Origin of the sequence: Methylobacterium komagatae, assembly GCF_042661665.1 — a bacterium.
GTDB lineage: Bacteria > Pseudomonadota > Alphaproteobacteria > Rhizobiales > Beijerinckiaceae > Methylobacterium > Methylobacterium komagatae.
Genome location: NZ_JBHSWN010000001.1, coordinates 2,353,588 through 2,378,763, shown reverse-complemented (window position 1 = coordinate 2,378,763; position 25,176 = coordinate 2,353,588). Strand labels below are relative to the sequence as shown.

General features: G+C 69.0%; 20 protein-coding genes, 1 tRNA gene and 4 pseudogenes. 17 read left to right on the top strand and 8 right to left on the bottom strand.

Annotated features, from left to right (window positions below):
- Window positions 1–35: 35 nt before the first annotated feature.
- Both ACFQE0_RS11595 and ACFQE0_RS11590 read right to left on the bottom strand, forming a co-directional pair.
- Window positions 36–1,169, bottom strand: a complete 1,134-nt coding sequence (locus tag ACFQE0_RS11595; protein ID WP_465264088.1) for a methyltransferase — start codon at window positions 1,167–1,169, stop codon at window positions 36–38.
- 14 nt (window positions 1,170–1,183) lie between these two features.
- Entirely contained in the window at window positions 1,184–2,053 is an 870-nt protein-coding gene (locus ACFQE0_RS11590) for a polyprenyl synthetase family protein (RefSeq protein WP_378975432.1), read from the bottom strand.
- Window positions 2,054–2,153: 100 nt separating this feature from the next.
- Here ACFQE0_RS11590 and crtD point away from each other — a divergent pair, with 100 nt between their 5' ends.
- On the top strand, window positions 2,154–3,689 hold the full coding sequence (crtD, locus tag ACFQE0_RS11585; RefSeq protein ID WP_378969706.1) for a 1-hydroxycarotenoid 3,4-desaturase CrtD: 1,536 nt from the start codon (window positions 2,154–2,156) through the stop codon (window positions 3,687–3,689).
- 20 nt (window positions 3,690–3,709) lie between these two features.
- Window positions 3,710–4,545: pseudogene (locus ACFQE0_RS11580) on the top strand (carotenoid 1,2-hydratase).
- Here the strand turns inward: ACFQE0_RS11580 and ACFQE0_RS11575 are convergent.
- Complete coding sequence (locus ACFQE0_RS11575; RefSeq protein WP_378975745.1) at window positions 4,517–4,747, bottom strand: hypothetical protein; 231 nt, start codon at window positions 4,745–4,747, stop codon at window positions 4,517–4,519. The pseudogene ACFQE0_RS11580 and the gene ACFQE0_RS11575 sit on opposite strands and share 29 nt — an antisense overlap.
- Before the next feature lie 152 nt (window positions 4,748–4,899).
- Window positions 4,900–5,409: pseudogene (locus tag ACFQE0_RS11570) on the bottom strand (glycosyltransferase family 87 protein); the annotation flags it as partial.
- Between the two features lie 84 nt (window positions 5,410–5,493).
- Here ACFQE0_RS11570 and ACFQE0_RS11565 point away from each other — a divergent pair.
- The 10 genes and pseudogenes from ACFQE0_RS11565 to ACFQE0_RS11520 all read left to right on the top strand — a co-directional run bounded on the left by ACFQE0_RS11565 (window position 5,494) and on the right by ACFQE0_RS11520 (window position 17,109).
- Complete coding sequence (locus tag ACFQE0_RS11565) at window positions 5,494–5,643, top strand: hypothetical protein (RefSeq protein ID WP_378975743.1); 150 nt, start codon at window positions 5,494–5,496, stop codon at window positions 5,641–5,643.
- A 370-nt stretch (window positions 5,644–6,013) separates the two neighbouring features.
- Complete coding sequence (locus ACFQE0_RS11560; RefSeq protein WP_378969703.1) at window positions 6,014–7,219, top strand: glycosyltransferase family protein; 1,206 nt, start codon at window positions 6,014–6,016, stop codon at window positions 7,217–7,219.
- Window positions 7,216–8,475 carry a glycosyltransferase family 4 protein gene (locus tag ACFQE0_RS11555; protein WP_378969701.1) on the top strand — a complete coding sequence of 420 codons (1,260 nt, stop codon included), beginning with the start codon at window positions 7,216–7,218 and terminating at the stop codon, window positions 8,473–8,475. The genes ACFQE0_RS11560 and ACFQE0_RS11555 overlap by 4 nt, the downstream gene beginning before the upstream one ends.
- Window positions 8,472–8,606, top strand: a complete 135-nt coding sequence (locus tag ACFQE0_RS11550; RefSeq protein ID WP_378969699.1) for a hypothetical protein — start codon at window positions 8,472–8,474, stop codon at window positions 8,604–8,606. The genes ACFQE0_RS11555 and ACFQE0_RS11550 overlap by 4 nt, the downstream gene beginning before the upstream one ends.
- A 20-nt stretch (window positions 8,607–8,626) precedes the next feature.
- Window positions 8,627–10,372 (top strand): glycosyltransferase, encoded by a 1,746-nt coding sequence (locus ACFQE0_RS11545; RefSeq protein ID WP_378969697.1) that lies wholly within the window; start codon window positions 8,627–8,629, stop codon window positions 10,370–10,372.
- Window positions 10,369–12,210 carry an ABC transporter ATP-binding protein gene (locus ACFQE0_RS11540; protein WP_378969694.1) on the top strand — a complete coding sequence of 614 codons (1,842 nt, stop codon included), beginning with the start codon at window positions 10,369–10,371 and terminating at the stop codon, window positions 12,208–12,210. Before ACFQE0_RS11545 ends, ACFQE0_RS11540 begins: the two co-directional genes overlap by 4 nt.
- Window positions 12,210–13,079, top strand: coding sequence for a hypothetical protein (locus ACFQE0_RS11535; RefSeq protein ID WP_378969692.1), 870 nt, complete (start codon window positions 12,210–12,212; stop codon window positions 13,077–13,079). Before ACFQE0_RS11540 ends, ACFQE0_RS11535 begins: the two co-directional genes overlap by 1 nt.
- A complete protein-coding gene (locus tag ACFQE0_RS11530) occupies window positions 13,076–14,956 on the top strand; it encodes an ABC transporter substrate-binding protein (protein WP_378969690.1) in 1,881 nt (626 codons plus the stop codon). The genes ACFQE0_RS11535 and ACFQE0_RS11530 overlap by 4 nt, the downstream gene beginning before the upstream one ends.
- Window positions 14,953–15,968, top strand: a pseudogene (locus ACFQE0_RS11525) (ABC transporter permease). The gene ACFQE0_RS11530 and the pseudogene ACFQE0_RS11525 overlap by 4 nt, the downstream one beginning before the upstream one ends.
- Window positions 15,965–17,109 (top strand): annotated as a pseudogene (locus ACFQE0_RS11520) (ABC transporter permease). Before ACFQE0_RS11525 ends, ACFQE0_RS11520 begins: the two co-directional pseudogenes overlap by 4 nt.
- A gap of 4 nt (window positions 17,110–17,113) precedes the next feature.
- On the opposite strand, the gene ACFQE0_RS11515 reads toward ACFQE0_RS11520, so the two are convergent.
- Complete coding sequence (locus ACFQE0_RS11515) at window positions 17,114–19,297, bottom strand: sensor histidine kinase (protein ID WP_378975430.1); 2,184 nt, start codon at window positions 19,295–19,297, stop codon at window positions 17,114–17,116.
- Window positions 19,298–19,391: 94 nt separating this feature from the next.
- Window positions 19,392–19,658, bottom strand: a complete 267-nt coding sequence (locus tag ACFQE0_RS11510; protein ID WP_378969687.1) for an Rdx family protein — start codon at window positions 19,656–19,658, stop codon at window positions 19,392–19,394.
- 226 nt (window positions 19,659–19,884) lie between these two features.
- Between ACFQE0_RS11510 and ACFQE0_RS11505 the strand changes: the two genes are divergently transcribed.
- From ACFQE0_RS11505 to ACFQE0_RS11490, 4 genes are all read left to right on the top strand, one after another.
- Window positions 19,885–19,959 (top strand) — tRNA-Val (locus ACFQE0_RS11505).
- 161 nt (window positions 19,960–20,120) lie between these two features.
- On the top strand, window positions 20,121–21,653 hold the full coding sequence (locus ACFQE0_RS11500) for an acyl-CoA carboxylase subunit beta (RefSeq protein WP_378975428.1): 1,533 nt from the start codon (window positions 20,121–20,123) through the stop codon (window positions 21,651–21,653).
- Between the two features lie 5 nt (window positions 21,654–21,658).
- Complete coding sequence (locus tag ACFQE0_RS11495; RefSeq protein ID WP_378969685.1) at window positions 21,659–21,934, top strand: hypothetical protein; 276 nt, start codon at window positions 21,659–21,661, stop codon at window positions 21,932–21,934.
- Complete coding sequence (locus ACFQE0_RS11490) at window positions 21,931–22,518, top strand: transporter substrate-binding domain-containing protein (RefSeq protein WP_378969682.1); 588 nt, start codon at window positions 21,931–21,933, stop codon at window positions 22,516–22,518. Before ACFQE0_RS11495 ends, ACFQE0_RS11490 begins: the two co-directional genes overlap by 4 nt.
- A gap of 50 nt (window positions 22,519–22,568) precedes the next feature.
- On the opposite strand, the gene ACFQE0_RS11485 is transcribed toward ACFQE0_RS11490, so the two are convergent.
- Window positions 22,569–23,021, bottom strand: coding sequence for an ABC transporter ATPase (locus ACFQE0_RS11485; protein ID WP_378969680.1), 453 nt, complete (start codon window positions 23,019–23,021; stop codon window positions 22,569–22,571).
- Between the two features lie 47 nt (window positions 23,022–23,068).
- On the bottom strand, window positions 23,069–23,983 hold the full coding sequence (locus ACFQE0_RS11480; RefSeq protein WP_378969678.1) for a metallophosphoesterase: 915 nt from the start codon (window positions 23,981–23,983) through the stop codon (window positions 23,069–23,071).
- 191 nt (window positions 23,984–24,174) lie between these two features.
- Here ACFQE0_RS11480 and hemC point away from each other — a divergent pair, with 191 nt between their 5' ends.
- Window positions 24,175–25,098, top strand: a complete 924-nt coding sequence (gene hemC / locus ACFQE0_RS11475; RefSeq protein WP_378969676.1) for a hydroxymethylbilane synthase — start codon at window positions 24,175–24,177, stop codon at window positions 25,096–25,098.
- The last annotated feature ends 78 nt before the right edge of the window (window positions 25,099–25,176 follow it).

Genomic DNA, 25,176 nt, shown 5'->3' with positions numbered 1-25,176 from the left:
GATAGACACTAATCCGCGTCAACTGATGTTGACGCTCAAGCGCCGCTTTTATGTGCGACCAGCACCCGGGCGAGGAGCGGACGGCGCGTTCCGTATTCACGGACGCCCGCGAAACCGGCAGCCCGAACCATCCGCGACAGCTCGTCAGCCGTCCGGGGACGTCCGGAGCCCATCGCCATAAGGTAAAAGCCGAAATAGGCGTCACCGACTGGCTCCGCGCCGGGGGTACCGGCCATGGGCTCGGCGATGATCAAGCGGCCGTCGGGCGCGAGCGCCGCATGAGTTGCCCGCAGCAGATCCTGGACGGGCGCGTCATCGTGATCGTGGAGGATCCGCACCAAGGAGATGGTATCGGCCCCGATCGGAAGCCCATCGTGGAAGCTGCCGCCACGGCACTCCACTCGATCCCCGAGCCCGGCCCGTCCGAGGCGGGACGCGGCTCTTTCCGCGACGGCTGGGAGATCGAACAGCGTCAGGCGTCGGCCGGGCAGATGGGCGGCGGCGGCTTGCAGGAAGGCTCCCTCACCGCCCCCGACATCCATGAGATGGCGGATCGGGGACAGATCGCAGGCTTCGAGAATATCCTCGGCGATCATCGCCTGGGACGTACCCATCAAGGCGCTGTAGGGCGCCGCCTCGCCGGGAGCGACGGGGGCGCCCTCGGCATAGGGCCAATAGGCAGCGAGTTGCGTCCTCTCCGGCCGGCCCTTCAGCAAGGCGACGGGATCGGCGAGGTCGGCGTAGAGCAGCGTATGGTGCTCGACCATCGCGGCGATGCCGGGATTGCCGACCACGGCAGCGCCGAGATCGGCCAGGGCAAACCGGTCCCCAGGCACGAGCCGGACGAGGTCGAGGGAGCGGGCCGCGAGCAGAAGCGTACGCGCCTTCTCCGGCGACAGGCCGAGACGCGGAGCCAGGGCATCGATGGCCATCGGCCCCTCAGCCAGGATCGCGAAAAGGTCGAGACGGACGCAGGCGGTCAGCACCTGCGCGTAGACGAAGCCCGCGCAGAGATCGAACAGCGTGCGCGTATTGCGATGGGCGATCCGCCGTGTGAACGGAAAGCCTGCCGCCCAGCGCTGGAAGCGCGGATTCGCCACGAGGCGGTTGCGGAAGGCGAGCCAGCGCTCCGACAGCGGACGCGGCCGGGAGGCCGGGGGTTCGGCCAGGGCCGCGCCCCGGCTCAGGCCGACACCGCCCGCAAGCTCGCCGGCAGGAATAGCCGGGCCTGCGCCTCGATCTCGGTCGTGAGCCGCGCCGCGCCAGGGCAATCCGGCACGGCCGCGATGGCCTCGCGGGTCAAGCGCTTGAGCCTGTCGAGGGCGCCACCCGTACCGAGCAAGGCCGCCGCGTTGGGTCGCCCGAGGGTCGCATCGCGACCGGCGGGTTTGCCGATTTCCTCCTGGCGGCAGGCGACGTCGCGCAGATCGTCGGCGACCTGATACGCCTCGCCCAGGGCTTCGCCGAGGCGCCGCCACGGCTCGGCATCGGCACCTGCGGCCGCCGCGCCCAGCACGGTCGCTGCCGCGAACAGCGCACCGGTCTTGGCCTGCTGGTAGGCGCTCAGATCCACATGCGCCTCGGATTCCCAGGCCTGCCCTGCGGCGATGCCCGAGGGCGAGCCCGCCGCCCGTCCGAGAAGGCTCACGAGGCGGGAGAGACGACGGGGGTGCCGCCAAGCGCCGCGCGCCAGTGTCTCGAAGGCCAGCACGATCAGTGCATCACCGGTCAGAACGGCGATGGGCGTGCCGAAGGCGACGTGGACCGTCTGTTTCTGGCGGCGCATCGGCGCGTCGTCGAAGCAGGGAAGATCGTCGTGGACGAGGGAGGCGCAGTGCAGCAACTCGATCGCCGCCGCCGCCGAATCGGCACCGACGGGATCGTCGTCGCCGCAGGCCAGTGCCACCGAAAGGCAGAGGCGGGGCCGGATGCGGTGACCGCCGGGGAAAATCGCGTAGCGCATGGCGTCCGCCAGCAATGGCGGCGCTCCGGGCGCTTCGGCGTGAGCGACGGCCCTATCCAGGGCCGATTCGATCCTCGTGCCGGGCTCCATGCCGCCCTCCCTGTCATGGCGGGTTGCCATCGCCATGTGTCACTTATAATTGACACTTGAGAACGACAAGATCAATCCCGTTCAGGGAGGCTCCGCAACCGTGTCGCCAGCGCGCGCCGTCGTGATCGGAGCCGGAATCGGTGGCCTTGCCGCCGCTCTGAAACTCGCCCGAGCCGGATTGCCGGTGACAGTGGTGGAGAGCGCCGAAGCGCCGGGCGGCAAGATGCGCTCCGTGCCGGTGGACGGCACCCGCATCGAGGCGGGGCCCACCGTTTTCACCATGCGCTGGGTCTTCGATGAGTTGCTGGCCGAATGCGGCACGCGGCTCGAAGAGCGGGTGCGCCTGCGGCCCGCGAGCCTGCTCGCCCGCCACGCCTGGAGCCGCGAGGAGCGCCTCGACCTCCATGCCGACATCGATGCCTCGGCCGATGCCATCGCGCGATTCGCGGGTGGCGCGGAGGCCGAGGGTTACCGCCGTTTCTGCGCCCGTGCCGCCGAAGTCTACCGCACCCTGGAAGGCCCCTTCATCCGCTCCGGTCAGACCGGGCCGACGGGCCTCGCCAAGCGGGTCGGCCTGACGGGGATCGGCGATTTGTGGCGCATCCAGCCCTTCGCGACCCTCTGGTCGGGGCTGAAGGAGTATTTCCGCGATCCGCGGATGCTTCAGTTGTTCGGTCGCTACGCCACCTATTGCGGCGCCTCGCCCTTCACTGCGCCCGCGACGCTGATGCTGGTATCGCATGTGGAGCAGGCGGGCGTCTGGACAGTGGACGGGGGCCTGAGCGCGCTGGCTGCCTCGATCGCCGAACTCGCCGTCGCGAATGGGGCGGAGTTCCGCTACGGCGCGCGGGTACAGGAGGTGCTGGTCTCGGGAGGCAAGGTCACGGGCGTGGCCCTGGCCGGGGGCGAGCGCATTCGGGCCGACATCGTGGTCTGCAACGGCGACGTGGCGGCGCTCGGGGCCGGTCTCCTGGGCCGCGCGGTAGTCCCGGCCGGGGACAGGGTCGCCCGTGCCGAGCGCTCGCTGTCGGCGGTGACCTTCTGCGTGCGGGCCGAGACGGCAGGGTTTCCCCTGGCCCACCACACGGTCTTCTTTTCCCGCGACTATCGCGCCGAGTTCGACACCATCCTGCGCGACCGCCGCCTGCCGCCCGACCCCACGGTCTATGTCTGCGCACAGGATCGCAGTGCCGAAGGCGCCTTCGCCGGCGGGGCGGAACGCCTCCTCATGCTCGTCAACGCTCCGGCCGACGGATCGGAGCGCCCCCTGTCAGCCACGGAGATCGCCCGATGCGAGAGCAACCTGAAGGCACGGCTGCAGGCGTGCGGCCTTTCCCTGACACGGGAATCGCCGGCGACGGTGACGACGCCGGACGGGTTCGCAGCTTTGTTTCCGGGCAGCCAGGGCGCCCTCTACGGGCGGGCGTCGCAGGGCTGGGCGGCGACCTTCAAGCGGCCCGGCGCACGCACGAAGATTCCGGGTCTCTACCTGGCGGGGGGATCGGTCCATCCGGGGCCGGGCGTGCCGATGGCGGCGCAATCGGGGAGGCTCGCGGCGGAAGCGATCCTCGCCGACCTCGGTTCGACGGGGCGGTCGGGCGCGACGGCTATGCCTGGTGGTACGTCGACGCGGTAAGCGACGACGGCACGCAGGGGCTGACGATCATCGCCTTCATCGGCAGCGTGTTCTCGCCCTATTACGGCTGGAGCCTGGACAAGAACCCGTTCGACCATTGCGCGATGAACGTGGTGCTGTACGGCCGCCCCAGCCGCTTCGCCATGACGGAGCGGAAGCAAGGCTCCCTCGCCCGCGGTGCCGACCATATCACCATCGGCCCGAGTTCGATGGAATGGGACGGCAGCGAGCGACCGTGCGGATCGACGAGCGCGGCGCGCCCCTGCCCCGGCGGATCAAGGGCACGGTGCGCCTCCGCCCCTCGGGGATCACAGCCGGACCGTTCCATCTCGACACGGCAGGGCGCCACCGCTGGTGGCCCATGGCCCCGGCTTCGCGAGCCGAGGTGTCGCTGAGCGAACCCGGACTGTCCTGGCAGGGCAGCGGCTATTTCGACACCAACGACGGCGACGAGCCCCTTGCGGCGGCCTTCACCCGCTGGACGTGGTGCCGGGCCGAACTGCCGAGCGGAGCCGCGATCCTTTACGACGTGAGCCACCGGGGCGGCGGCGGGCGAAACCTGTCCCTCGGTTTCGCCTTTGACGGCACGCGGCGGGATATCCGCCCGCCGGTCCCCGCGCGCCTCCCGCCCACCGGGTTCTGGCGGATGCCCCGCGAGACCCGCAGCGACGACGGCCGGGCGCGGGTGATCACCACCTTCGAGGACACGCCGTTCTATTCCCGCTCGCTCCTGGCCTCGACCCTGGCGGGCGAGCCGGTGCGCGCGGTCCACGAGAGCCTGTCGCTCGATCGCTTCCGCAATCCGCTGGTGCAGCTGATGCTGCCCTTCAGGATACCGCGCCCACTCGGGGGGTGACTGCACGGGGCCAGAGCCCCGCACGCCACGCGACGCAGGCGAAGGTGGCCAGCGCCAGAACGAAGCCGAGGGCGAAGCCCGTCGTGTCGGCGACGATCCGCACGAGCGACGCGAACGGGCTGAGGACGAGCAGGATCCGCTCATGGGCGGCGAGCCCACCTGACTTCGCGGCGGCGAGCCCGAGGAAAAGCATCGCAGGCACGACGGGCACGAGGTCGTAGACCGGGACGTAGGGCGACAGGAGTGGAGCGGCGGCGAGGCACGCGGCGGCCCGGAGCCCGGCGAGAACGCCCCGCGCCAGAGCCGCAGGACGACGGCAAGGACCACGAGCGAGACGAGGCCCTGTGCCGTCCAGGCCATACTGATTGATCCGCCCAGAAGCCGCATCGCGCCGAAGGCACTGGCGTTGAGATCGAGACCGGCGATCGCGTCCTCCAGGATGAGGCGATTGGTGTAGCTCAGGGAGTGCAGGAAACCGATCCACGGCTCGACCCCGAAGAGCGCGAGGGAGGCGAGGCAGGTGACGATCACCGTCGCCACGCAGGAGGCGAGCGCCGTCCACCGTCCGCTGACCAGCAACAGCAGCGGCGCCAGCAGCGCGAAATGCGGTTTGAAGGCGAGGAGGCCAAAACACAGCCCGGCGAGAGCGGGCCGCCGGTCGAGGAGCACGAGCCCCAGCGTCATCAGTCCCGCCGTGAACAGCCCGTTCTGGCCATAGGCGAGGTTGGTGAAGACGAGCGGGTGGGCGAAGGCGATGAAGGCGAGGTCTAGACGGCCCGCTGCGCGGCTCAGGGCGAGGAAGAACAAGGCGCTCGAGAGGGCACACCAGCCGAGATAACCTGCCTGCGGCTCGAACAGAGCCATGGCGGCGGACGGCAGAAGGAAGACCGGCGGGTAGTGCCATGCGAAACGGCAATCCGGTCCGAAGGCGGCCTTCAGGTTCTCGAGGTGGCGGGCAAGGTCGTACGACTCGGCGGCACGTCCTTCCAAGGCGGCGCGACCAGCCACCCACACTTGCGTGAAATCGTTGCCCAGGATCTCGCCGTACCAGTTGCGGCGCGGCACCGGGCCGGTGCCGAACAGCAGTACGACGAGTGACAGAGTGAGCGGCACGAGGAAGATCGCCGCCAGCCGCCCGAAGGCCAGGAGTCGCGCATCTTCGAAGACGATGGCCGAGAGCTCCGCCAGCGGAGCAACCCTGCGGCCGCGCTCGGCATGCGGAACGGTGGCGTCCATGGTCTGCCCCGGCAGGGGCCGTGGCGAAGACCCCGCCGAACCTTAGGCGCCAAGGGTTCCGCTGCCGTTAACGATGGGATTCGCGCCGCCGTCACACTTGTGCAGCCTGGATGTGGCTGCAATGGTCGCCTCACGAGCGCATCGCACCATACGCGCCGCCAGGCAGGGGCATGGGGTCATCGTCCGAACTTCCCCTGACAGGGGCACGGCACGGCCAGGCGGGGCTTTCGCCTTGCGCGTCCTGATCTACAGCCACGATACGTTCGGCCTCGGCCATCTGCGTCGCTCGCGGGCGATCGCGCATGCGCTCGTGGCCGCCTGCCCCGGGGCACGGGCTGTCATCGTCTCGGGCTCGCCCGTGGTGGATCGCTACGCCTTCGCACCCGGCGTTCAGGCCGTACGCCTGCCGCCAGTGACGAAGCTGCCCGACGGCTCCTATGCCAGCGGGGACACCGCGACCCTGGCCGACACCATCGCCGCGCGCAAAGCGGCCCTCTCACGCACGGCCGAGGCCTTCCGACCCAACGTGGTGATCGTGGACAAGGAGCCTGCAGGCTTCCAGGGCGAGATGTTGCCCGTGCTGGAACGCGAGGCGGCACGGGGCACCAAGCTTGTGCTCGGCCTGCGCGACGTGCTCGACGAAGCCGACCGCCTCGCCCCCGAATGGGAGCGCAAGGGTGCGGTGGAAGCGATGGACCGCTTCTACGACGAGATCTGGGTCTATGGGCTCGGCCGCATCCACGAGCCGTTGGCCGGGCTCGCCTTAGCGCCGGACCTTGCCCGCCGGATCGGAGACCGGCTCATCTATACCGGCTACCTTCGCCGCGATCTGCCGGAGGCGCGGGCCGACCGAAGCGAGCCCGCCATGGCCGACCGGCCGTTCCTGCTCGTCACACCGGGTGGCGGCGGCGACGGCGCGGGGCTGATCGACTGGGTGATCGCCGCCTACGAGGCCGATCTCGCAATCCCCCTGCCCTGCCTGATCGCGTTCGGGCCGTTCCTCGATCCTGCGCTCCGCGAGGGTTTCGACCGGCGCATCGCCGCGCTGGCGGGGCGTGTGGCGGCGATCACCTTCGACAGCGAGATCGAGTTCCTGATGCGCAAGGCGGCGGGCGTCGTCGCCATGGGGGGCTACAACACCTTCTGCGAGATCCTGTCCTTCGACCGGCCCGCCGTGCTGGTGCCGCGCACGGAGCCCCGGCGAGAGCAGGCGATCCGCGCCCTCGCGGCGGAACGGCTCGGCCTCGTGCGGGTGCTGATGGAAGAGGATGGCTGCGCGCCGCAGCTCATGGCGGACGCCCTGCGCGCTCTTCCCGCGCAGCCCGCGCCGTCGCGGGTGGTCGTACCGGGCCTCCTCGACGGGCTGGACGCCGTGGTGCACCGCATGCGGCACCTCGCCTGCCAAACGCCCGAGGCGCCTCGCCGGGCGATGTCATGACCGCGCGCCGCATCGCCGTGGTGCTGAAGGGCTACCCACGCCTGTCCGAGACCTTCATCGCACAGGAAATCCTGGCCCTCGAACGGAGGGGAATCGGCCTCGACATCTGGTCGCTACGGCGCCCGACCGACCGGTTCCGGCATCCGATGCACGAGGCAATCAGGGCGCCGGTCGCCTACCTCCCGGAATATTTGCGCGACGATCCGCGCCGGGTGTTGCGCGGCCTCGCCTGGGCCTGCCGCCAGCGCAGCTTCGCGGCGCTCCTGCGCGTCTTCCTGAAGGACCTGCGCCGCGATCCGACCGCATCGCGGCTGCGGCGGCTCGGGCAAGCGCTCGTTCTCGCCCGCGAGGTCTCGCCGGAGGTGGCTCATTTCCATGTCCACTTCCTGCACACGCCGGGCAGCGTGGCACGCTACGCCGCGCTTCTCTCGGCCCGGGGCTGGAGCTTTTCAGCCCATGCCAAGGACATCTGGACCACGCCGGATTGGGAGCTGACCGAGAAGCTCGCGGATGCGCAATGGGGCGTGACCTGCACCCGCGACGGGCTCGCCCGCCTCGACGCCCTCGGCCCCGGGCGAACGCGGCTCGCCTATCACGGCCTCGACCTTGCGCGCTTTCCGGCAGCGCCCGCAGACAGGCCCCCGCGAGACGGGCGAGACCCCGAAGCGCCGCTCAAGCTACTCTGCGTCGGCCGCCTCGTCGCCAAGAAGGGGCATGACGACCTGTTCGCGGCGTTGGGCGCCCTGCCCGCCGGGCTGCAATGGCGTCTCGACCTGATCGGCGCCGGCGAATTACGCGCCGAACTCGAACGGCTCGCCAGGGAGCGGGGGCTTGCCGCGCGCATAACCTTCCACGGAGCGCTGCCGCAGCCGGCGATCATCGTGGCGATGCGCGAGGCGGACCTGTTCGTTCTGCCGACGAAGCCTGCGGAGGGCGGCGACCGCGACGGCCTGCCGAACGTGCTGATGGAGGCGGCAAGCCAGGAACTGCCAGTCCTCGCCACTGCCTTCGCGGGCACGCCCGAGTTCATCACGGATGGGACGCACGGCATCCTCGTGCCACCGGGCGAGCCGAAGGCGCTGGCGGATGCGATGACGGCTCTGTTCTCCGACCCCGAAAAGCGTCGCCGCCTCGGGCGTGCGGCGCGGGCGCGGCTCGTGCAGGATTTCTCGGAGGATGCGGGCATCGACCTGATCGCCGCCGCCCTCGCCCGTTCGGCCGGGATCGCCCTGCCTGCCCGCGAGGACGCAGCGTGAGGGTCCTCATCGCGGTCACGCATCTGCTCGGCGCCGGTCATCTGACCCGGGCGGCCGCGCTGGCCCGCGCCTTCGCCGCCGCCGGGCACGAGACGGCTCTGGTCTCGGGCGGGCATCCCGCCCCCTCGTAAGACTCGATGGCGTACGCCTCGTGCAGCTTGCACCCCTGCGGATCGAGGGTTTCGATTTCGGCCGCCTGATCGGGCCGGATGGCGAGCCGGCGGCCGCCGAACTCTTCGCCGCGCGTCGGGACGCTCTCCTCGCCGCCTTGGACGAGACGACGCCTGACGCGGTCATCACCGAACTCTTTCCGCTAGGACGACGGGGCCTCGCCGCTGAATTCCTGGCGCTGGTCGAAGCCGCCCGCGCGAGTGAGCCGCGACCTCTGATCCTCTCGTCCGTACGCGACATCCTCGTGGCCCCGGATCGCCCCTCCAAGGTGGACGAGGCCCATGAGCGTATCGCGGCGCTCTACGATGCTGTGCTCGTCCACGGCGATCCGGCGCTCGTGCCCCTCGATGCGTCCTGGCCCGTGGATGCGCGCCTTGCGGACAAGCTCCGCTACACCGGCTACGTGGACGAGGGTGGCGTTCAGCCTGTCACCGCCGAGCGGAAGGGCATCCTCGTGGCGGCCGGTTCCAGCGCAGCGGGGCTTGGCCTGTTCCGCGCGGCAGTCGAAGCGGCGCGGTTGCGGCCGGATCTCGGATGGCGCCTCCTCGTCGGCCACGGCATCCCGGACGAGACGCTGGCGACCCTCTCCGGCTCGCTTCCGCCCGGCACGGTGATGCGGGCGCGGCCGGATTACCGGGCGCTTCTCGCGCAGGCGTCCGTGTCCGTCAGCCAATGCGGCTACAACACCGCCGTCGATCTTCTGGTTACGGACACGCCCGCCGTGCTCGTCCCCTTCGAAGCGGGCCGCGAGACGGAACAACGCCTGCGTGCCGAACGCCTCGCAGCCTTGAGCCGGGCGCGGATCGTCCCTGAGGAAGAGCTGTCGGCGAAGGCGCTGCTGGCGGCAATCATCGGCTTGGGCGGTCCCGCGCTTGCGGGGCAGGCGATCGCGCTCGATGGCGGCGCGCGCACGGTCGCCATCGTCCAGGCGATGCACCGGGAGACGCTGTTCGACCGGCTTCGCACTGCCCTCGACCGGGCGGCGCGGGACGGGCGCGCAGTGTGCCTATGGTGGCGGGACGACGATGCCGTTGCCGCGACGCCCGCCCTCGACAGGCTTCTGAGCCTGGCGGATGGCCGCCCGCTTCTAATCGCCGCGATCCCTGCGGGAATCGAACCCTCCCTCGGCCAAAGACTGGCACGGGCGCAGAACGTGAGCGTTGCCGTCCACGGGCTCGGGCACGACAACCACGCGCCATCCGGTGAAAAGCCTGCCGAGTTCGGCCCCCGCCGCGACCGTTCGCGGCTGCGCGAGGAGGCGCGCCGCGCCCTCGATCTCGCTCGGGGAGCCCTGCCCGCATCCCTCTTGCTGCCGGTCTTCGTGCCGCCGTGGAACCGCATGGATGCGGCTTTCGCAGCAGAGCTAGCGGGTCTCGGTTATTTCGGCTTGTCGGCGGCGGGTGGCGCCCCGGTGCCGGGGCTTGCCCGCGCCGATGCTACCCTCGACGTGATCGATTGGCGGGGCACCCGTTCCCTGCGTGATCCCGCAAGCCTCATCGCAGCGCTCGCGGCCCATGCCGAGACCGGGGCGGGCACGACGCTCGGCCTGCTCACCCACCACCTCGCTCACGACGAGGCGGTGTGGGATTTCCTCGAAAAGGTGCTGCCGGTCCTCGACCATCCGGCGATACGATGGTGCGATCCGCGCGACCTGTTCCTCGAAGCGGTGGACGCCACCGGGACCGCGCCTATCTCCCCTCCTGCCGAGTGGCCGAGGGCCGGTTGAGCGCACTTCTGTCGATCCGCGACCTCGCCGTCGCCTTCCGCACCGAAACGGGCCGGTTCGAGGCCCTGCATGGGCTGTCGCTCGACATCCAGCGGGGCAAGACCCTGGCGCTCGTCGGCGAATCCGGTTCCGGCAAGTCGGTGACGGCGCAGGCGATCCTGCGGATCCTCCCGCGCTCCGCTGAGATCACGCGCGGACAGATGCTGTTCTCGACGGGCGACGAGACCGTCGACCTCGCGCGCTTGGCCGAGGAAGGCTCGGCCATCCGGGATATCCGGGGCCGCCGGATCGCGATGATCTTCCAGGAGCCGATGACTTGCCTGTCGCCCCTGCACACGGTGGGCGACCAGATCGGTGAGGCTCTGCGCGTCCATACCGGAGCCGACCGCAAGGAGGCCGATGCGCAGACCGAGGACGCCTTGGCGCGGGTCGGCTTCCCCGATCCGAAGCGGGCCCTGAAGACCTACCCATTCGAGCTGTCGGGCGGCCTGCGTCAGCGGGCGATGATCGCCATGGCGCTGATCATGAAGCCCGCCCTCCTCGTCGCAGACGAGCCAACGACCGCGCTCGATGTGACGACCCAGGCGCAGATCCTCGCCCTCCTCGGCCGGTTGCAGGACGAGACGGGCATGGCGATCCTGCTCATTACCCACGATCTCGGGGTAGTCGCCAACATCGCCCACGACGTGGCCGTGCTCTACCGGGGGCGGCTGGTCGAGTCCGGCCCCAAAGACGAGGTGATGCGCCGACCCGGCCACGCCTACCTGAAGGCGCTGATCGAGGCGGTTCCACGTTTCGACATGGCGCCGGGCGAGCGGCTGACGCCCATCCGCCCCGCCCGCGCGACGATCCCGCCGAGGCGGGAGGCGCCGCGACTGTCCGGGCCGGTGCTCAAGGTCGAGGGCGTGAGCAAGACCTTCACGCTGCGCGCAGGCCGTCTCTTCGCGCGCCCGCGGACGGTGCGCGCGGTGTCCGACGTGTCCCTGACCCTGCAGGGCGGCCGTACCCTGGGGCTCGTCGGGGAATCCGGGTCGGGCAAGACCACCGTCTCCAAGATGATCATGCGGGCCATGCCACCCGATGGCGGTCGCATCCTCTTCGACGATGGAGCAGGCCTGAAGGACGTGCACACGCTGAAGGGCGATGCGCTCTTCACCTATCGCCGCAACGTCCAGTTCGTGTTCCAGGACCCCTACGCCTCCCTCGATCCGCGCATGACCGTGCGCCAGATCCTGTCCGAGCCGATGGAGATCCACGATGTGCCGCAGGGCAAGCGGCGGGAGCGGTGCCGCGAGCTGATGGCCATGGTCGGGCTGGAGGAGTCGGCGCTCGGCCGCTACCCGCATGCGTTCTCCGGCGGCCAGCGCCAGCGCATCGGCATCGCGCGGGCGCTCAGCCTCGAACCGCGCCTCCTCGTGCTGGACGAGCCGGTCTCGGCGCTGGACGTCTCGGTGCAGGCACAGATCCTGAACCTGCTGAAGGACCTGCAGCAGGCGCTCGGCCTGTCCTACCTCATCGTGTCCCACAACCTCGCGGTGGTGGACTACATGGCCGACACGATCAGCGTGATGTGTCGCGGCCGTATCGTGGAGGAGGCCGACCGGGCCACGCTCTTCCGGGCTCCGATCCACCCCTACACGAAGGCGCTTCTCGCCGCCGTGCCGGACCCGAGCCTCGACCATCCCCTCGATTTCACGAAGGTGACCGGCGAGGCCTCCGACCCCGCGCGCTGGCCGGACGACTTCGCCCTCGCCCCCCACGAAGCCGGAATGATGATGGAAGTCGAGAAGGGGCACTGGGCCCGCTACCGGTCCCTCGACGAGCGGAGCGCCGCCTGATGCAGCCGCGCCCGCCCATCGTCCTCGAACGCCTGCGCCGGAAGGTGCTCGGTCCGCTGTTCGACCGCCTTGGCTATGACCTCGTGCCCGCCGCGCCGGACTGGACCCATCGGCCGACCTCGCCGCGCGAAGTCGCTCGCCTTCTCGACGCAGCGGCGGACATCCTTCATTCCGACCTGCGCGCCTCCGGCCTGCGCGTGGACGAGGACGTTCGCGCCCTAGTGGAGCGCTTCTGGCACCTCATCCCCACCGCCCCCGTGCGCCAGCGGCGCGGGGGCAGCGGCTTCAACGGGGCGCTACAACTCTACGTGGCAATGCGGGTGCTGCGCCCGGATTTCGTCATCGAATCCGGTGTGTTCCGGGGGCTCACGACCTGGGTGATCCGGCAGGCCTGCCCGGAGGCGCAGATTTTCTGCCACGACCCCGACCTGTCGGGGCTGCAATACCGCGACGGCCAAGCGCGCTACAGCCGGGAGGATTGGTCCCGCGCCGACTGGTCGATGCTCGATCCCGCCAGGACGGTGGCGTTCTTCGACGATCACGTCTCCCAGGCCCGCCGGGTGGTGGAGGCGCATGTGCGCGGCCTGACGCGCCTGCTCTTCGATGACGATGCGGCGGCCCACCGGATCCACGCCCATGGCGGGCCGGCCCATCCGACCATCGCGATGATCACGACGCTCGACGCGAGTCCGGAGCCGATCCGCTGGACCCGCAACGGCCGTCCCTTCGAGCAGCCCGCCGGAGACGCGGAAGCGCGCCAGGCCAGCGACCTGATCGTCCGTTCCCACGCCTTCGACGACATGCACCGCGCCACAGGCTACTCTCCCGCGCGGCTGACTTACGTGGAGTTGCACGGGGGCAGCCCGTGAGTGGCGCCGGGTTTTCGCGCCGCACGCTCCTCGCCGGCCTCGCCGCCGCGACCGCTCTTCCCCGTCGCGCCCTCGCCGAGGACGCCCCCGCCCCGCCCGCGACGCCCTTCGTCGCTGACCTCGCTGCCAAGGGCAGGCGTCTCGGCAAGCAGGGCGGGACGATCCGTACGCTGATCGCGAAGGCACGGGACGTCCGCTACCTCTCGGTCTACGGCTATACCCGCCTCATCGGCTACGACGCCTCCCTGACCCTACGGCCCGATGTGCTGGAAAGGGTCGATGTGGAGGGCGGGCGCTTCACCTTCACCCTTCGCGACGGGCACCGCTGGTCGGACGGGCATCCCTTTACCAGCGAGGATTTCCGCTATTATTGGGAGGATGTCGCCCACCAGAAGGAACTGAGCCCCGAGGGGCCACCCGCCTTCTTCATGGTGGACGGGAAGCCGCCGCAGGTCGAATTCCCGGACGCACGGACGGTCCGCTACACATGGCCCCGTCCGAATCCGATGTTCCTGCCCGCGCTCGCCGCCCCGCGCGACCCGCTCATCTATCGCCCGGCGCATTACCTGAAGCCCTACCACCCACGCTATGCGGGGAAGGACGAAGCCGAGGCCAAGGCGAAGGCCCTGAAGCTGCGCGGCTGGGCGGCCCTGCACAACAAGCTCGACGACAATTACGAGCTGATGAACCCGGACTGCCCGACTCTTCAGGCTTGGATTCCACGCACGCGGTCCCCGGCGACGCGCTTTTCCTTCGAGCGCAACCGCTCCTATCACCGGGTCGACACGGCCGGGACGCAGCTGCCCTATGTCGACCGCATCGTGATGGATGTGGCCTCAACCGGTCTTCTCGTCGCCAAGACCAACGCGGGCGAGGCGGATCTGATGTTCCGCGGCCTGTCCATGCCCGACATCCCGAGCCTCAAGGAAGGCGAGAAATCCCACCGCTACCGCACGAACCTGTGGCCGGTGGCGCGGGGCTCCGAACTCGCCCTCTACCCCAACCTCACCACCGTCGATCCGGTCTGGCGCGCCCTGAACCGCGATGTGCGCTACCGGCACGCCCTGTCGCTCGCCACCGACAGGCGCACCCTCAACAACACGCTGCTCTTCGGCCTTGGGACCGAGGGCAACGACACGATCATCGCGGAATCTCCGCTCTACTCGCCCGAGTACCGGACCCTCAACGCCTCCTACGATCCGGGACAGGCGAACAGACTTCTCGATGAGGCGGGCCTCGACAAGCGCGACGGCTCCGGCATCCGGCTCCTGTCCGACGGGCGCCCCCTCGAGATCGTGGTGGAGAGCGACGGCGAAGCGTCAGAGATCCTCGACGGCCTGACGCTCATCGCGGAATTCTGGCGCGAGGTCGGCATCCGCCTCGTCACCAAGCCACAGGAGCGCACCAACCTGCGCCGCCGCTCCATCGGCGGGCTTACCGTGATGGTCGCGGCCCAGGGGCTCGATCTCGCCGTGCCCACGGCCATCATGCCGCCGACCGGTCTGAGCCCCGCCCAGCCCGACCATTATTCCTGGCCGCGCTGGTCGATGAATGTCGACAGCCGGGGGCGCAGCGGCGAGGCCTGCGACATGCCGGAAGCCCGCCGCCTTCTCGAACTCGACCGGGAATGGCGCGGCACCGACGACGCCACGCGTCAGGCTGCGATCTGGCGTGAGATGCTCATGAATCACGCGCGGAACACCTGGGTCATCGGCACGGTGGCAGGAGCCTTGCAGCCGGTCGTCACGGCCGACAGGCTCGTGAACCTTCCGCAGAAGGCGCTCTATTCCTGGGAGCCCACGGCCTTGATCGGCGTGCAGCGCCTCGATGAGACGTTCTGGGACGAGGCCGCCGACAAGCGGGCAGAGGCACGATGATCGTCCAGATCCTGCGCCGCCTGCTCACCATGGCCGTCACGCTGCTGATCATCTCGGCCCTGGTCTTCTTCGTCATCAAGCTCCCGCCGGGGGATTACCTGACGAACCGGATCATGGAATTGCGCGCCACGGGAGAAGCGGGTTCGGTCGCGAAGGCCGAGTTGCTGATCCGCCAGTACGGGCTCGATCGACCCGTCTGGGAACAATACCTGATCTGGGTCGGGCTGATGCCGGGGCCTGCCGGCTTCTCCGGGCTGTTGCAGGGCGATTGGGGTTGGTCATTCGAGTATGACAAGCCCGTGGCCGACGTCGTCGGAGATGCTTTGTGGCTGACGCTGCTCGTGAATGTCACGGCGGTGATCTTCGTCCACCTCGTGGCCATCCCGGCCGCGATCTACTCGGCTACCCACCGGCACACGGTCGGGGACGCGGTGGTGACGGTGCTAGGCTATATCGGGCTCGCCGTGCCGGGCTTCCTTCTGGCCCTCATCATGCTGTTCTACGCCAACCGCTGGTTCGGCCTGTCGATCGGCGGGCTCTACGATGCCTCGCTCACCAACCGGCCATGGGACGGGGAGAAGATCCGCTCGCTGGCCGCCCATCTCATCGTACCGACGCTGGTGATCGGCCTCGGCGGAACGGCGGCGATGATTCGCCGGATGCGGGCGAACCTGCTGGATGGCTCGCCAAGCCCTACACGGTCACCGCCCGCGCCAAGGGCATGGCGCCGACGCGGGCGCTGCTGAAATATCCGTTCCGCATGTCGCTGAACCCGTTCGTCGCGGATATCGGCAACCTGTTGCCGCATCTCGTCTCGGGCTCCGTGCTGGTCTCGCTGGTGCTGAGCCTGCCAACCGTCGGACCGCTGCTGCTGGAGAGCTTGCGCAACCAGGATCAGTTCATGGCGGGCTTCATCCTAATGTTCGTCGCCGCGCTGACCCTCGTCGGCATGCTGATCTCGGACCTCGCCCTGGTCTGGCTCGACCCGCGCATCCGCATGGGCCTGCGATGAGCGATGCCCTGCACCAGCGGCACTTCGTCGATCCGGCGCCCTTCGCGCCCGACGAACGGGCCGACAATCCGGCCGGGAGCGCCTCCGCGTGGCGCCTGATCGCGCGCAAGTTCCTGCGGCACCGGCTGGCGGTGTTCTTCGCGCTGGTCCTGCTGGTGCTCTACGCGCTCATCCCCTTCGTAGAGATGATCGCGCCCTACGGGCAGGCGCGGCGCGACGGCGACTTCCTCTACGCCCCGCCGCAGGGCGTGCACCTGATGCACGAAGGCCGCTTCGTCGGCCCCTTCGTGTATCCGTACAAGTCGCAGCTCGACCTCGACACGTTCCGAAGGGACTACGTCGCCGACACGTCGAAGCCCCAGCCCCTGCGCTTCTTCTGCCAGGGCGACGGCTACGACTGGCTCGGCCTGATCCCCATGAACCGCCATCTCGTCTGTGCGCCGGAGGGGGAACGCTGTTCCTGCTCGGCACCGACCGGCTCGGGCGGGATCTGTTCTCGAGGATCGTCTACGGCACCCGCGTTTCGCTCACGATCGGCCTTGTGGGGGTGGCGATCTCCTTCGTGCTCGGCCTCTTCTTCGGCGGTATCGCGGGCTATTTCGGCGGCGTACTGGACGCCGCCGTGCAGCGCCTGATCGAGATCGTCCGCTCGATCCCGGAACTGCCCCTTTGGCTCGCCCTGTCGGCGGCGCTCCCCGCGAATTGGAGCCCGCTCCTCGTCTTCTTCGGCATCACCGTCATCCTCGGCCTGCTCGACTGGCCGGGGCTCGCCCGGGCGGTGCGCAGCAAGCTGCTGGCGCTGCGTGAGGAAGATTTCGTGCAGGCCGCCGAACTGATGGGTGCCTCACCGGCACGGCTGATCGGGCGGCATCTCATCCCGAACTTCATGAGCCATCTGATCGCCTCGGCGACCCTGTCGATCCCGACGATGATCCTGGGCGAGACCGCCCTGTCCTTCCTCGGCCTCGGCCTGCGTCCGCCGGTCACCAGCTGGGGCGTGCTGCTCAACGAGGCGCAGAATCTGGCGGCCGTGCAGCTCTATCCGTGGCTGCTCCTGCCGGTGGTGCCGGTGCTGGTGACGGTGCTCGCCTTCAACTTCGTGGGCGACGGCCTGCGCGACGCGGCCGATCCCTACAACTGACCGGTCACCCCGCCAGCGGCAGGGGCGCGATCCGGGCGGGCGCCGCGATGGTCTTGCGCTCCAAAAGGCCCGGCGGCGGGACCGGAGCGTCGATGGTACAGACGACGCCGTCCGGCTCGAAGGTAAGCCGCACGTCCCCGGCGAGTTCGCGGGCAAGGCTGCGCTCGATGAGGCGCGAGCCGAATCCGGTGCGCGTCGGCTTCTTCACCGGCGGACCGCCACTCTCGCGCCAAGCGAGGTTGAGCGTAATCGGCTCGCCCCGTCGCACGGTCCAGGCGATGGTGATGATGCCCGCATCGTTCGCGAGGGCGCCGTACTTCACCGCGTTGGTGCCGAGTTCGTGCAAGGCCATGGCGATGGACAGGGCGAGGCGCGGCGGCAGGCGCAGCGGCGGTCCGCTGACCCGGAAGCGCGACGGCGCATCGCCGCCCGCGTCGAGGGGGCGGATCGCATCCGCGACCACGGCCGACAATTCCGCGCCGTCCCAGCTTTCGCGGGTGAGCACGTCGTGGACGCGGGCGAGCGCCAGAAGCCGCGCCTCGAAGGCCGCCCTCGCCGCCTCCGCCTCGGGCCCGTCGAGGCCGCGCAGAGATTGCATGGCGATGGATTGCACCGTCGCCAGGGTGTTCTTCACCCGGTGGTTCAGCTCGTGGATCAGCAGAAGGAGGTGCTCCTCCGCAAGCTTGGCATCGGTGATGTCGACGTTGCAGCCCGTGTAGCCGAGGAAGCGCTGGGCATCATCCAGGCGCGGTACGCCCTCGCAGCGCAGCCAGCGTACGGCGCCGGTCCGGTCGACGATGCGGGTCTCCATCCGGAAGGGGCCGCGCGCAGCGAAGGCGTCCTCGAAGGCACCCCGGAAGGCTTCCAGATCGTCCGGGTGAATGATCCGCTCCCAGCCGGCATCGGCCAGGGCGGCGGCGGGCATGCCGAACAGGTGGTCGAAATGCAGGTTGGCGAAGCTCACCTCGCCGGTCTCGTCGGTCATCCAGATCAGGGCGGGCGCGGAGTCGGCCATATGGCGGAAGCGCGCCTCGCTCTCCTTCAGCGCCGAGAGGCCGCGCTTCGTTTCCTCCAGGGCGCGGTCGCGCTCCTCTTCGCGGGTGCGGATGCGGAGCGACGCATCCGACAGGACCGTCGCGAGGCGTTGGATTTCGTGGACCGGCGAGGCGACGCGCGGGATCGCCTCGCCCCGCGCGAGCGCCGGGCCCGAAGCCGCGAGATGGCGCAGGGGCCGCGAGACCCGCGACCACAGGCTCATCGCGAGCAGCGAGGACGTGGCAAGCACGAGAAGGCCGAACCCCGCAAAGGCCCAGATCCAACGGCGCACCCGCGCATCCACGAGGTTCTGCGGGATGCTGGTCGCTACGGTCCAGCCGGTGAGGCGGGAGCGCGCCTCCACGACGACAACGGGACGCCGCTGGCGGTCCTGCCCCTCCCACACGCCGGAGGTGCTGGTCTGGACCTGCCGCAGGGTGGCGAGGCGTGGGCGGCCGATCACTGACTGGGGATCCGGCAGGCGCGCCAGGACGAGGCCGTTGCGGTCGGAGATGCCGGTCGTCCAGCCCTGTACGACCTCGCGTGCCAGGATGCCCTGAAGCCGCGATAGCGGCACCGTGAAGCTCAGGATGTAGGTGACCTCGCCGTCCGAAATCACCGGAACGCCGACGGCGTAGCTGGCATCGTCCGAACTCATCGCGGCGACATAGCCGCTGACGAGGGCCCGCACCTGCCCCTTGGTGAGTTCCGCATCGATCGGCAGGGGCGCCACCGGCAGGGGCGCCCCACGCGGCACGCCGGTATTGACCACCTCCTGCCCGTTCGGACGGCGCAGCAGCACATCGAGATCGAGGGAGGATCGAACGAGGCGAGCCTGGGAATCGAAGGCCGAGAAGTCGCCGTCCTTCAGCCGGGGCGAGGTCGCGAGGGTCTGCAGCACGGAGACGAGGCCCGCCACGTCCCTGTCCAGCGACAGGCTGATGCCGCGGACGTTCTCACGGGCATCCTGCTCGAACCGCGCCCGCTCGGCCGAGGCGTAGCGCATCAGCAGGATCGCCGTGAACAGCAGGCCAGGGCCGATCAGCGCCACGACCAGTGCCACGAGGTAGACCTGGGTGGAGAACCCGTTGCGGCCGAACCTGTGCAGGCGGCGCACGAGCCACGAGCCGCGCCGCGGCGGCGGGACGTGCAGCGGATCCTGACGCGGGCTCACCGCCTGCGCTCTCCGGGCTGCCGGTGATCCATGCGCCGGTGATCCATGCGCCCCTGCGCGTACGCCACCATCATCACCTGTCGATATGGCCGAGATCGCGGGCCGGGTCGAGCCGGTCTCGCACTCGCTGCTTGAGGGCTTTTACGTCCGGAAACCCGCCGTCGCGCACCCTCTCCCAGAGGAGGACGCCGTCGGCCTCGATGCGGAAGGCTCCGCCCGTTCCCGGCACGAGGGCGACCTCACCGAGATCGTCCTTGAAGGTGGACAGGAGTTCCTGAGCCATCCAACCCGCCCGGAGAAGCCAATTGCACTGCACGCAATAGGTGATCGCCACACGCATCCGCGGTGTGGCCGTTTCCCCCGCGCCTCCCCCGGCGCCGGACCCTCTTGTGCTCGATCCATGGTTCCAAAGCGCACTCGCCGCCGCCGAAAGTCAACCTTGCGACGCAATCGGCGGATCCCGGCTTGACGGGGCGGGGGCGAGAGCAATAGAAGCCGCTCATCCGGTCGCGGGCGGCATCAGCCCTCGCCTCCGCGCGGCGCCCGTTGCTGACGGGTCGCGCAACGGACGGTTAGCACAGCGGTAGTGCGTTCCCTTCACACGGGAAAGGTCGCAGGTTCGATCCCTGCACCGTCCACCATCTCTCCCCTTCGTTCGAGGCCCTTCGCGAAGTCGCCGAAACGGCACTTTGTGGTCTGTTTGCGGCCGTCGAAGCCCGTGCTAAGGCCCGACCGATAGCAACGCTCAAGGTCGATCCGGACACACCGGGTGGCCGAGCATGCCCAGGGGCGGACGACGATCATGAAGGATATCCTCGACAAACTTGCCGAGCGCCGCGACCAGGCTCGCCTCGGCGGCGGCGAGAAGCGCGTCGAGGCTCAGCACAACCGCGGCAAGCTCACGGCGCGCGAGCGCATCGAACTCCTTCTCGACCACGGGTCGTTCGAAGAGTTCGACATGTTCGTGCAGCACCGCTCCACCGATTTCGGCATGGAGAAGCAGAAGATCCCCGGCGACGGCGTCGTGACCGGCTGGGGCACCATCAACGGCCGCACGGTCTTCCTGTTCTCGAAGGACTTCACGGTGTTCGGCGGCTCCCTCTCGGAGACCCATGCCGCCAAGATCGTGAAGGTGCAGGACATGGCGCTGAAGATGCGCGCCCCGATCATCGGCATCTTCGATGCCGGCGGCGCACGCATCCAGGAGGGCGTGGCCGCGCTCGGCGGCTACGGCGAAGTCTTCCGCCGCAACGTGATGGCCTCCGGCGTGATCCCGCAGATCTCCGTCATCATGGGCCCCTGCGCGGGCGGCGACGTGTACTCGCCTGCCATGACCGACTTCATCTTCATGGTCCGCGACACGAGCTACATGTTCGTGACCGGCCCCGACGTGGTGAAGACCGTGACCAACGAAGTGGTCACCGCCGAAGAGCTCGGCGGCGCCAAGGTCCACACCACCAAGTCCTCGATCGCCGACGGCGCCTTCGAGAACGATGTCGAGGCGATCCTCCAGATCCGCCGCCTGCTCGACTTCCTGCCCGCCAACAACATCGACGGCGTTCCGGAGATCGAGTCGTTCGACGACGTGAACCGTCTGGACATGTCGCTCGACACGTTGATCCCCGACAACCCGAACAAGCCCTACGACATGGGCGAGCTGATCCGCCGGGTGGTCGATGAGGGCGACTTCTTCGAAATTCAGGCGGCTTACGCGCGCAACATCATCACCGGCTTCGGCCGCATCGAAGGCCGCACAGTCGGCTTCGTGGCGAACCAGCCGTTGGTGCTCGCGGGCGTGCTCGATTCGGACGCCTCACGGAAGGCGGCCCGCTTCGTGCGCTACTGCAACGCCTTCTCAATCCCGATCATCACCTTCGTGGACGTGCCGGGCTTCCTGCCAGGCACCGCGCAGGAATACGGCGGCCTTATCAAGCACGGCGCCAAGCTGCTCTTCGCCTACAACCAGGCGACCGTTCCGCTGGTCACGATCATCACCCGCAAGGCCTTCGGCGGCGCCTATGACGTCATGGCCTCGAAGCATGTCGGCGCCGACGTGAATTACGCCTGGCCGACCGCGCAGATCGCGGTGATGGGCGCCAAGGGCGCAGTGGAAATCATCTTCCGCAACGAGATCGGCGACTCGGACAAGATCGCCGAGCGCACCAAGGAATACGAGGATCGCTTCCTGTCGCCCTTCGTGGCGGCCGAGCGCGGCTACATCGACGAGGTGATCATGCCCCATTCCACGCGTCGGCGGATCGCCCGCGCGCTGGGCATGCTCCGCACCAAGAAGATGGAGCAGCCCTGGAAGAAGCACGACAACATCCCGCTTTGAGCGTGATGAAGGCAAAGGACGGCGGTCGGCCTCCAGCGGGCCGCCGTCTCGCACGTCGCGTCACCGGCGCGGTTCTGTGGGGCACGCTGTCCGTTCTCATCGCCTGCGAGGGCAAGGCCATGGCTGAAGACGTCTCCCCTGCCCTGGTCCGCGCGATGGCTCCCACGGGGACGCTGCGTGCCGCGATCAATTACGGCAACATCGTCCTGGCGCAGAAGGGGGCGGACGGGGAGCCTGCGGGCATCTCGGCGGATCTAGCCCGGGGCTCGGACGGCGTTTGAAGGTCCCGGTCGCCTTCGCGACCTATGACACGGCCGGAAAGGTCGTCGACGCGGTCGGCGGCGCTCAGCCCTGGGACGTGGCGTTCCTGGCGATCGATCCCCAGCGCGCCCAGACCATCGCCTTCACCCCACCCTACGTGATCATCGAAGGCGCCTACATGGTGCCCGCTTCTTCGCCGATCACGCAGAACGATCAGGTTGATCGACTTGGTGTGAGAATCGCGGTCGGGCGGAATACGGCCTACGACCTGTACCTCAGCCGCCATCTCAAACATGCCGAGCGCGTCTTCGCCCCGACATCGGCGGCGGCCCTGGACGTGTTCCGGCAGGACCACACCGATGTGGTGGCCTCCGTCCGCCAACCCCTCGAGGCCTATGCGCGGGACCACGCGGACGTGCGCATCCTCCCAGGTCGGTTCATGGCTATCGAGCAGGCTGTCGCATCGCCAGCGGGTCGCCCTGAGGTGCAAGCCTACCTGAGCCGTTTCGTCGAGGAGATGAAGGCGTCAGGGTTCGTCGCGGACGCCCTGGAGAAAAGTGGACAACACGACGCCACCGTCGCCCCGAAGGCGGAACGCCCGTAACGCCTCGGTCCTAGGGCATCTTCTGCGATCCAGGCTCGACCGAAGTCGCTTCAGCTCTTGTCGCTGTGCTCGATCACCGCGCACAAAGTCAGGGGCCCCTTGTCGGGCGAGACCATCGACGAGCAGGTCACCAGCGCCCCGCCGAGATCGATGTTGCTGTGGCGCTTCCGGCTGGCCGTCGCCTGCGCCTTGTGGGCCGCATCCACGATGACCTTGGCATCGATGCCGGTGACGGCCTGACCCGCCTTGGCAAAAGTGGTGTAGTACTCGTCCGGCGGCGTCTCGCCCTTGTACTGCGCCCCCACCGAGGAGAGCGCGGGCGCGCCGCAGGCGAGCGACATGGTCATGTCGGGACTGACGGTGAAGGTGGCGTAGTCCGACCGCTGCAGGTCGGCCTTGGCGCCGGTCTCTGCGATGATCTTCGAGACCAGGGTCTGGCACTCGTCCGCCCGTGCGGACCCGGCAGCGAGGCAGAGGATCGGAAGGAGAAGAAGCGCGCGCATAGGCTCTATTTAGCGCGCGGGATTCGGATTGGGATCGCCCTCGAGCCTCAGGATGTCGTGGCGTCCGGCGCGGATTGTCCCAGTTCCACCATCACGATTTCCGGAGGAACACCGAAGCGCACCGGGATACGGCTGACCCCGAACCCGCCCGAGACGATGATGTGACGCCCGTCGATGACGCGATGGCCATAGGCGAGATCATGGCCCGCCACCGGGCGGATGGCCGGGGAGCGTCCGAAAATCCGCACCTGCCCGCCATGGGTATGGCCCGACAGGGTAAGCGCGACGCGCTCGGACACCCAAGGGAAGATCTTCGGCTCGTGCGCCATCATCAGGACCGGCGCGTCGTCGGTGACCTTCGCCAATGTGCCGGGGAGATCGGCGATGCTGATCGGCCGGTGCTCGAAGGGCTCCTGATCGCCCAGCCCGGCGAGCCAGAACGGCTTGCCGTCCTTGGTGAGCCGGATGACGTCGTTCTCGAGGACGGGAATGCCCCGCGCCTCCAGGATCTTGCGAACACGGGGCGTGCCGCCGACGGCGAGTTGCGTCGCCTCGTCGTCCCACCAATCGTGGTTGCCGAGAATGGAATAGGTGCCGAGCGGCGCGCGAAGCCCCTCCACGAGCCGGGCGAAGTCCGCCAGGGGCAGCTTCCGCCACGCGACCTTTCCGGCCGGATAATCCCCGAGCATCAGGACGAGGTCCGGGCGGAGTGCGTTGGTCGCGTCCACGATCTGCACCACCCGGTCGAAGGGCATGAACGGCTCGCAGATGTGGAAATCGGCCAGCACGGCGATGCGAAGGGACGGGCCATTCGCCCAGGCCGGGATCGACGGAGCGTAGCGCGTCACGACCAGGCGATGCAGGGGCTCGATGCCGAAGCCATAGGCCCCCGTCGTTCCCGCGACGCCGACGGCTGCACCGAGACCGGTGAGGAATTGGCGCCGGCTCGGCAGGATCAGCATGACCTCGTTCCGCTTCGTTTCATGACCTCGCCGATCCATTCCCGTTGCGGGATCATCTGGTCCATAATGGGTCTAGAACACCTTCGGTTGACGGCGCCTGAACCGGACTGCTCAAGATGATGGAAGCGGAGCATTCGCTTCTGTAAGGTCGCGCTGCCGCCCCCGTCCGTGAGAAGCGACACACACTCGACATGCTGAACCGCCCCCTGCGCATCGGCACCCGCGGCAGTCCGATGGCTCTCGCCCAGACGGGCATGGTCCGCGACAAGATCGTTGCCGCCAATCCAGGCCTGGAGACCGAACTCGTCGTCGTCACCACCGTGGCCGACAAGATCCTCGACCGGCCGCTCTCCGAGATCGGCGGCAAGGGCTTGTTCACCAAGGAATTGGAACAGGCGCTCTACGCGAACGAGGTCGACGTCGCCGTTCATTCGATGAAGGATGTCGAAACGTGGCTGCCGGAAGGGCTCGCCATCGCCTGCATCCTCGAACGGGACGATCCGCGCGATGCGTTCCTCTCGCCCCACGCCGAGACACTGCTCTCGCTGCCCGAGGGCGCGCGCGTCGGCACGTCGTCGCTCCGCCGGGCGGCGCAGGTGCTGATGCATCGGCCCGATCTGAAGGTCGTTCCCCTGCGCGGAAACGCCAATACCCGCATGCGAAAGCTCGAATCGGGCGAATGCGACGCGACGCTTCTGGCGCTTGCGGGGCTCCAGCGCCTCAGCCTGGAATCCATGGCACGCTCGGTCCTGCCGGTGGAGACCATGCTGCCCGCCGTGGCGCAGGGCGCGCTCGGCATCGAGTGCCGGGAAAACGATGCGGAGATCCGCGCGTTGCTCGCGCCCATCGCCTGCGAGACCACCACCATCGCCGTTGGCGCCGAGCGGGCACTCCTGGCCGAACTCGACGGGTCCTGCCGGACCCCCATCGCGGCGCTGGCGCAGATCCAGGGCGACCGCCTGCGGATCGATGGACTGCTGTTCCTGCCGGACGGAAGCCAGCATTGGGCGGCTTCGGGCGAAGGCCCTGTGGCCGATGCCGAGCGCATCGGGCGGGAGGCGGGCGCCGCGCTCAAGGCGCAGGCGGGCGACACCTACACCAAGCACCTTCAGTAGAAGGGGCTAGCGCGCATTCCGACGAAGTGGATATCAGTTCGTCGCAAGAATGCGCATCAAAACAAAAAGCGAGAGCCG

What these genes read in the sequence shown, in the direction of transcription:
- ACFQE0_RS11590 (WP_378975432.1), bottom strand. Translation starts at nt 2,053, where the DNA reads ATGGAGCCCGGCACGAGGATCGAATCGGCCCTGGATAGGGCCGTCGCT.
- ACFQE0_RS11555 (WP_378969701.1), top strand. Translation starts at nt 7,216, where the DNA reads ATGACCGCGCGCCGCATCGCCGTGGTGCTGAAGGGCTACCCACGCCTG.
- ACFQE0_RS11535 (WP_378969692.1), top strand. Translation starts at nt 12,210, where the DNA reads ATGCAGCCGCGCCCGCCCATCGTCCTCGAACGCCTGCGCCGGAAGGTG.
- ACFQE0_RS11510 (WP_378969687.1), bottom strand. Translation starts at nt 19,658, where the DNA reads ATGCGTGTGGCGATCACCTATTGCGTGCAGTGCAATTGGCTTCTCCGG.
- ACFQE0_RS11500 (WP_378975428.1), top strand. Translation starts at nt 20,121, where the DNA reads ATGAAGGATATCCTCGACAAACTTGCCGAGCGCCGCGACCAGGCTCGC.
- ACFQE0_RS11495 (WP_378969685.1), top strand. Translation starts at nt 21,659, where the DNA reads ATGAAGGCAAAGGACGGCGGTCGGCCTCCAGCGGGCCGCCGTCTCGCA.
- ACFQE0_RS11485 (WP_378969680.1), bottom strand. Translation starts at nt 23,021, where the DNA reads ATGCGCGCGCTTCTTCTCCTTCCGATCCTCTGCCTCGCTGCCGGGTCC.
- ACFQE0_RS11480 (WP_378969678.1), bottom strand. Translation starts at nt 23,983, where the DNA reads ATGCTGATCCTGCCGAGCCGGCGCCAATTCCTCACCGGTCTCGGTGCA.
- hemC (WP_378969676.1), top strand. Translation starts at nt 24,175, where the DNA reads ATGCTGAACCGCCCCCTGCGCATCGGCACCCGCGGCAGTCCGATGGCT.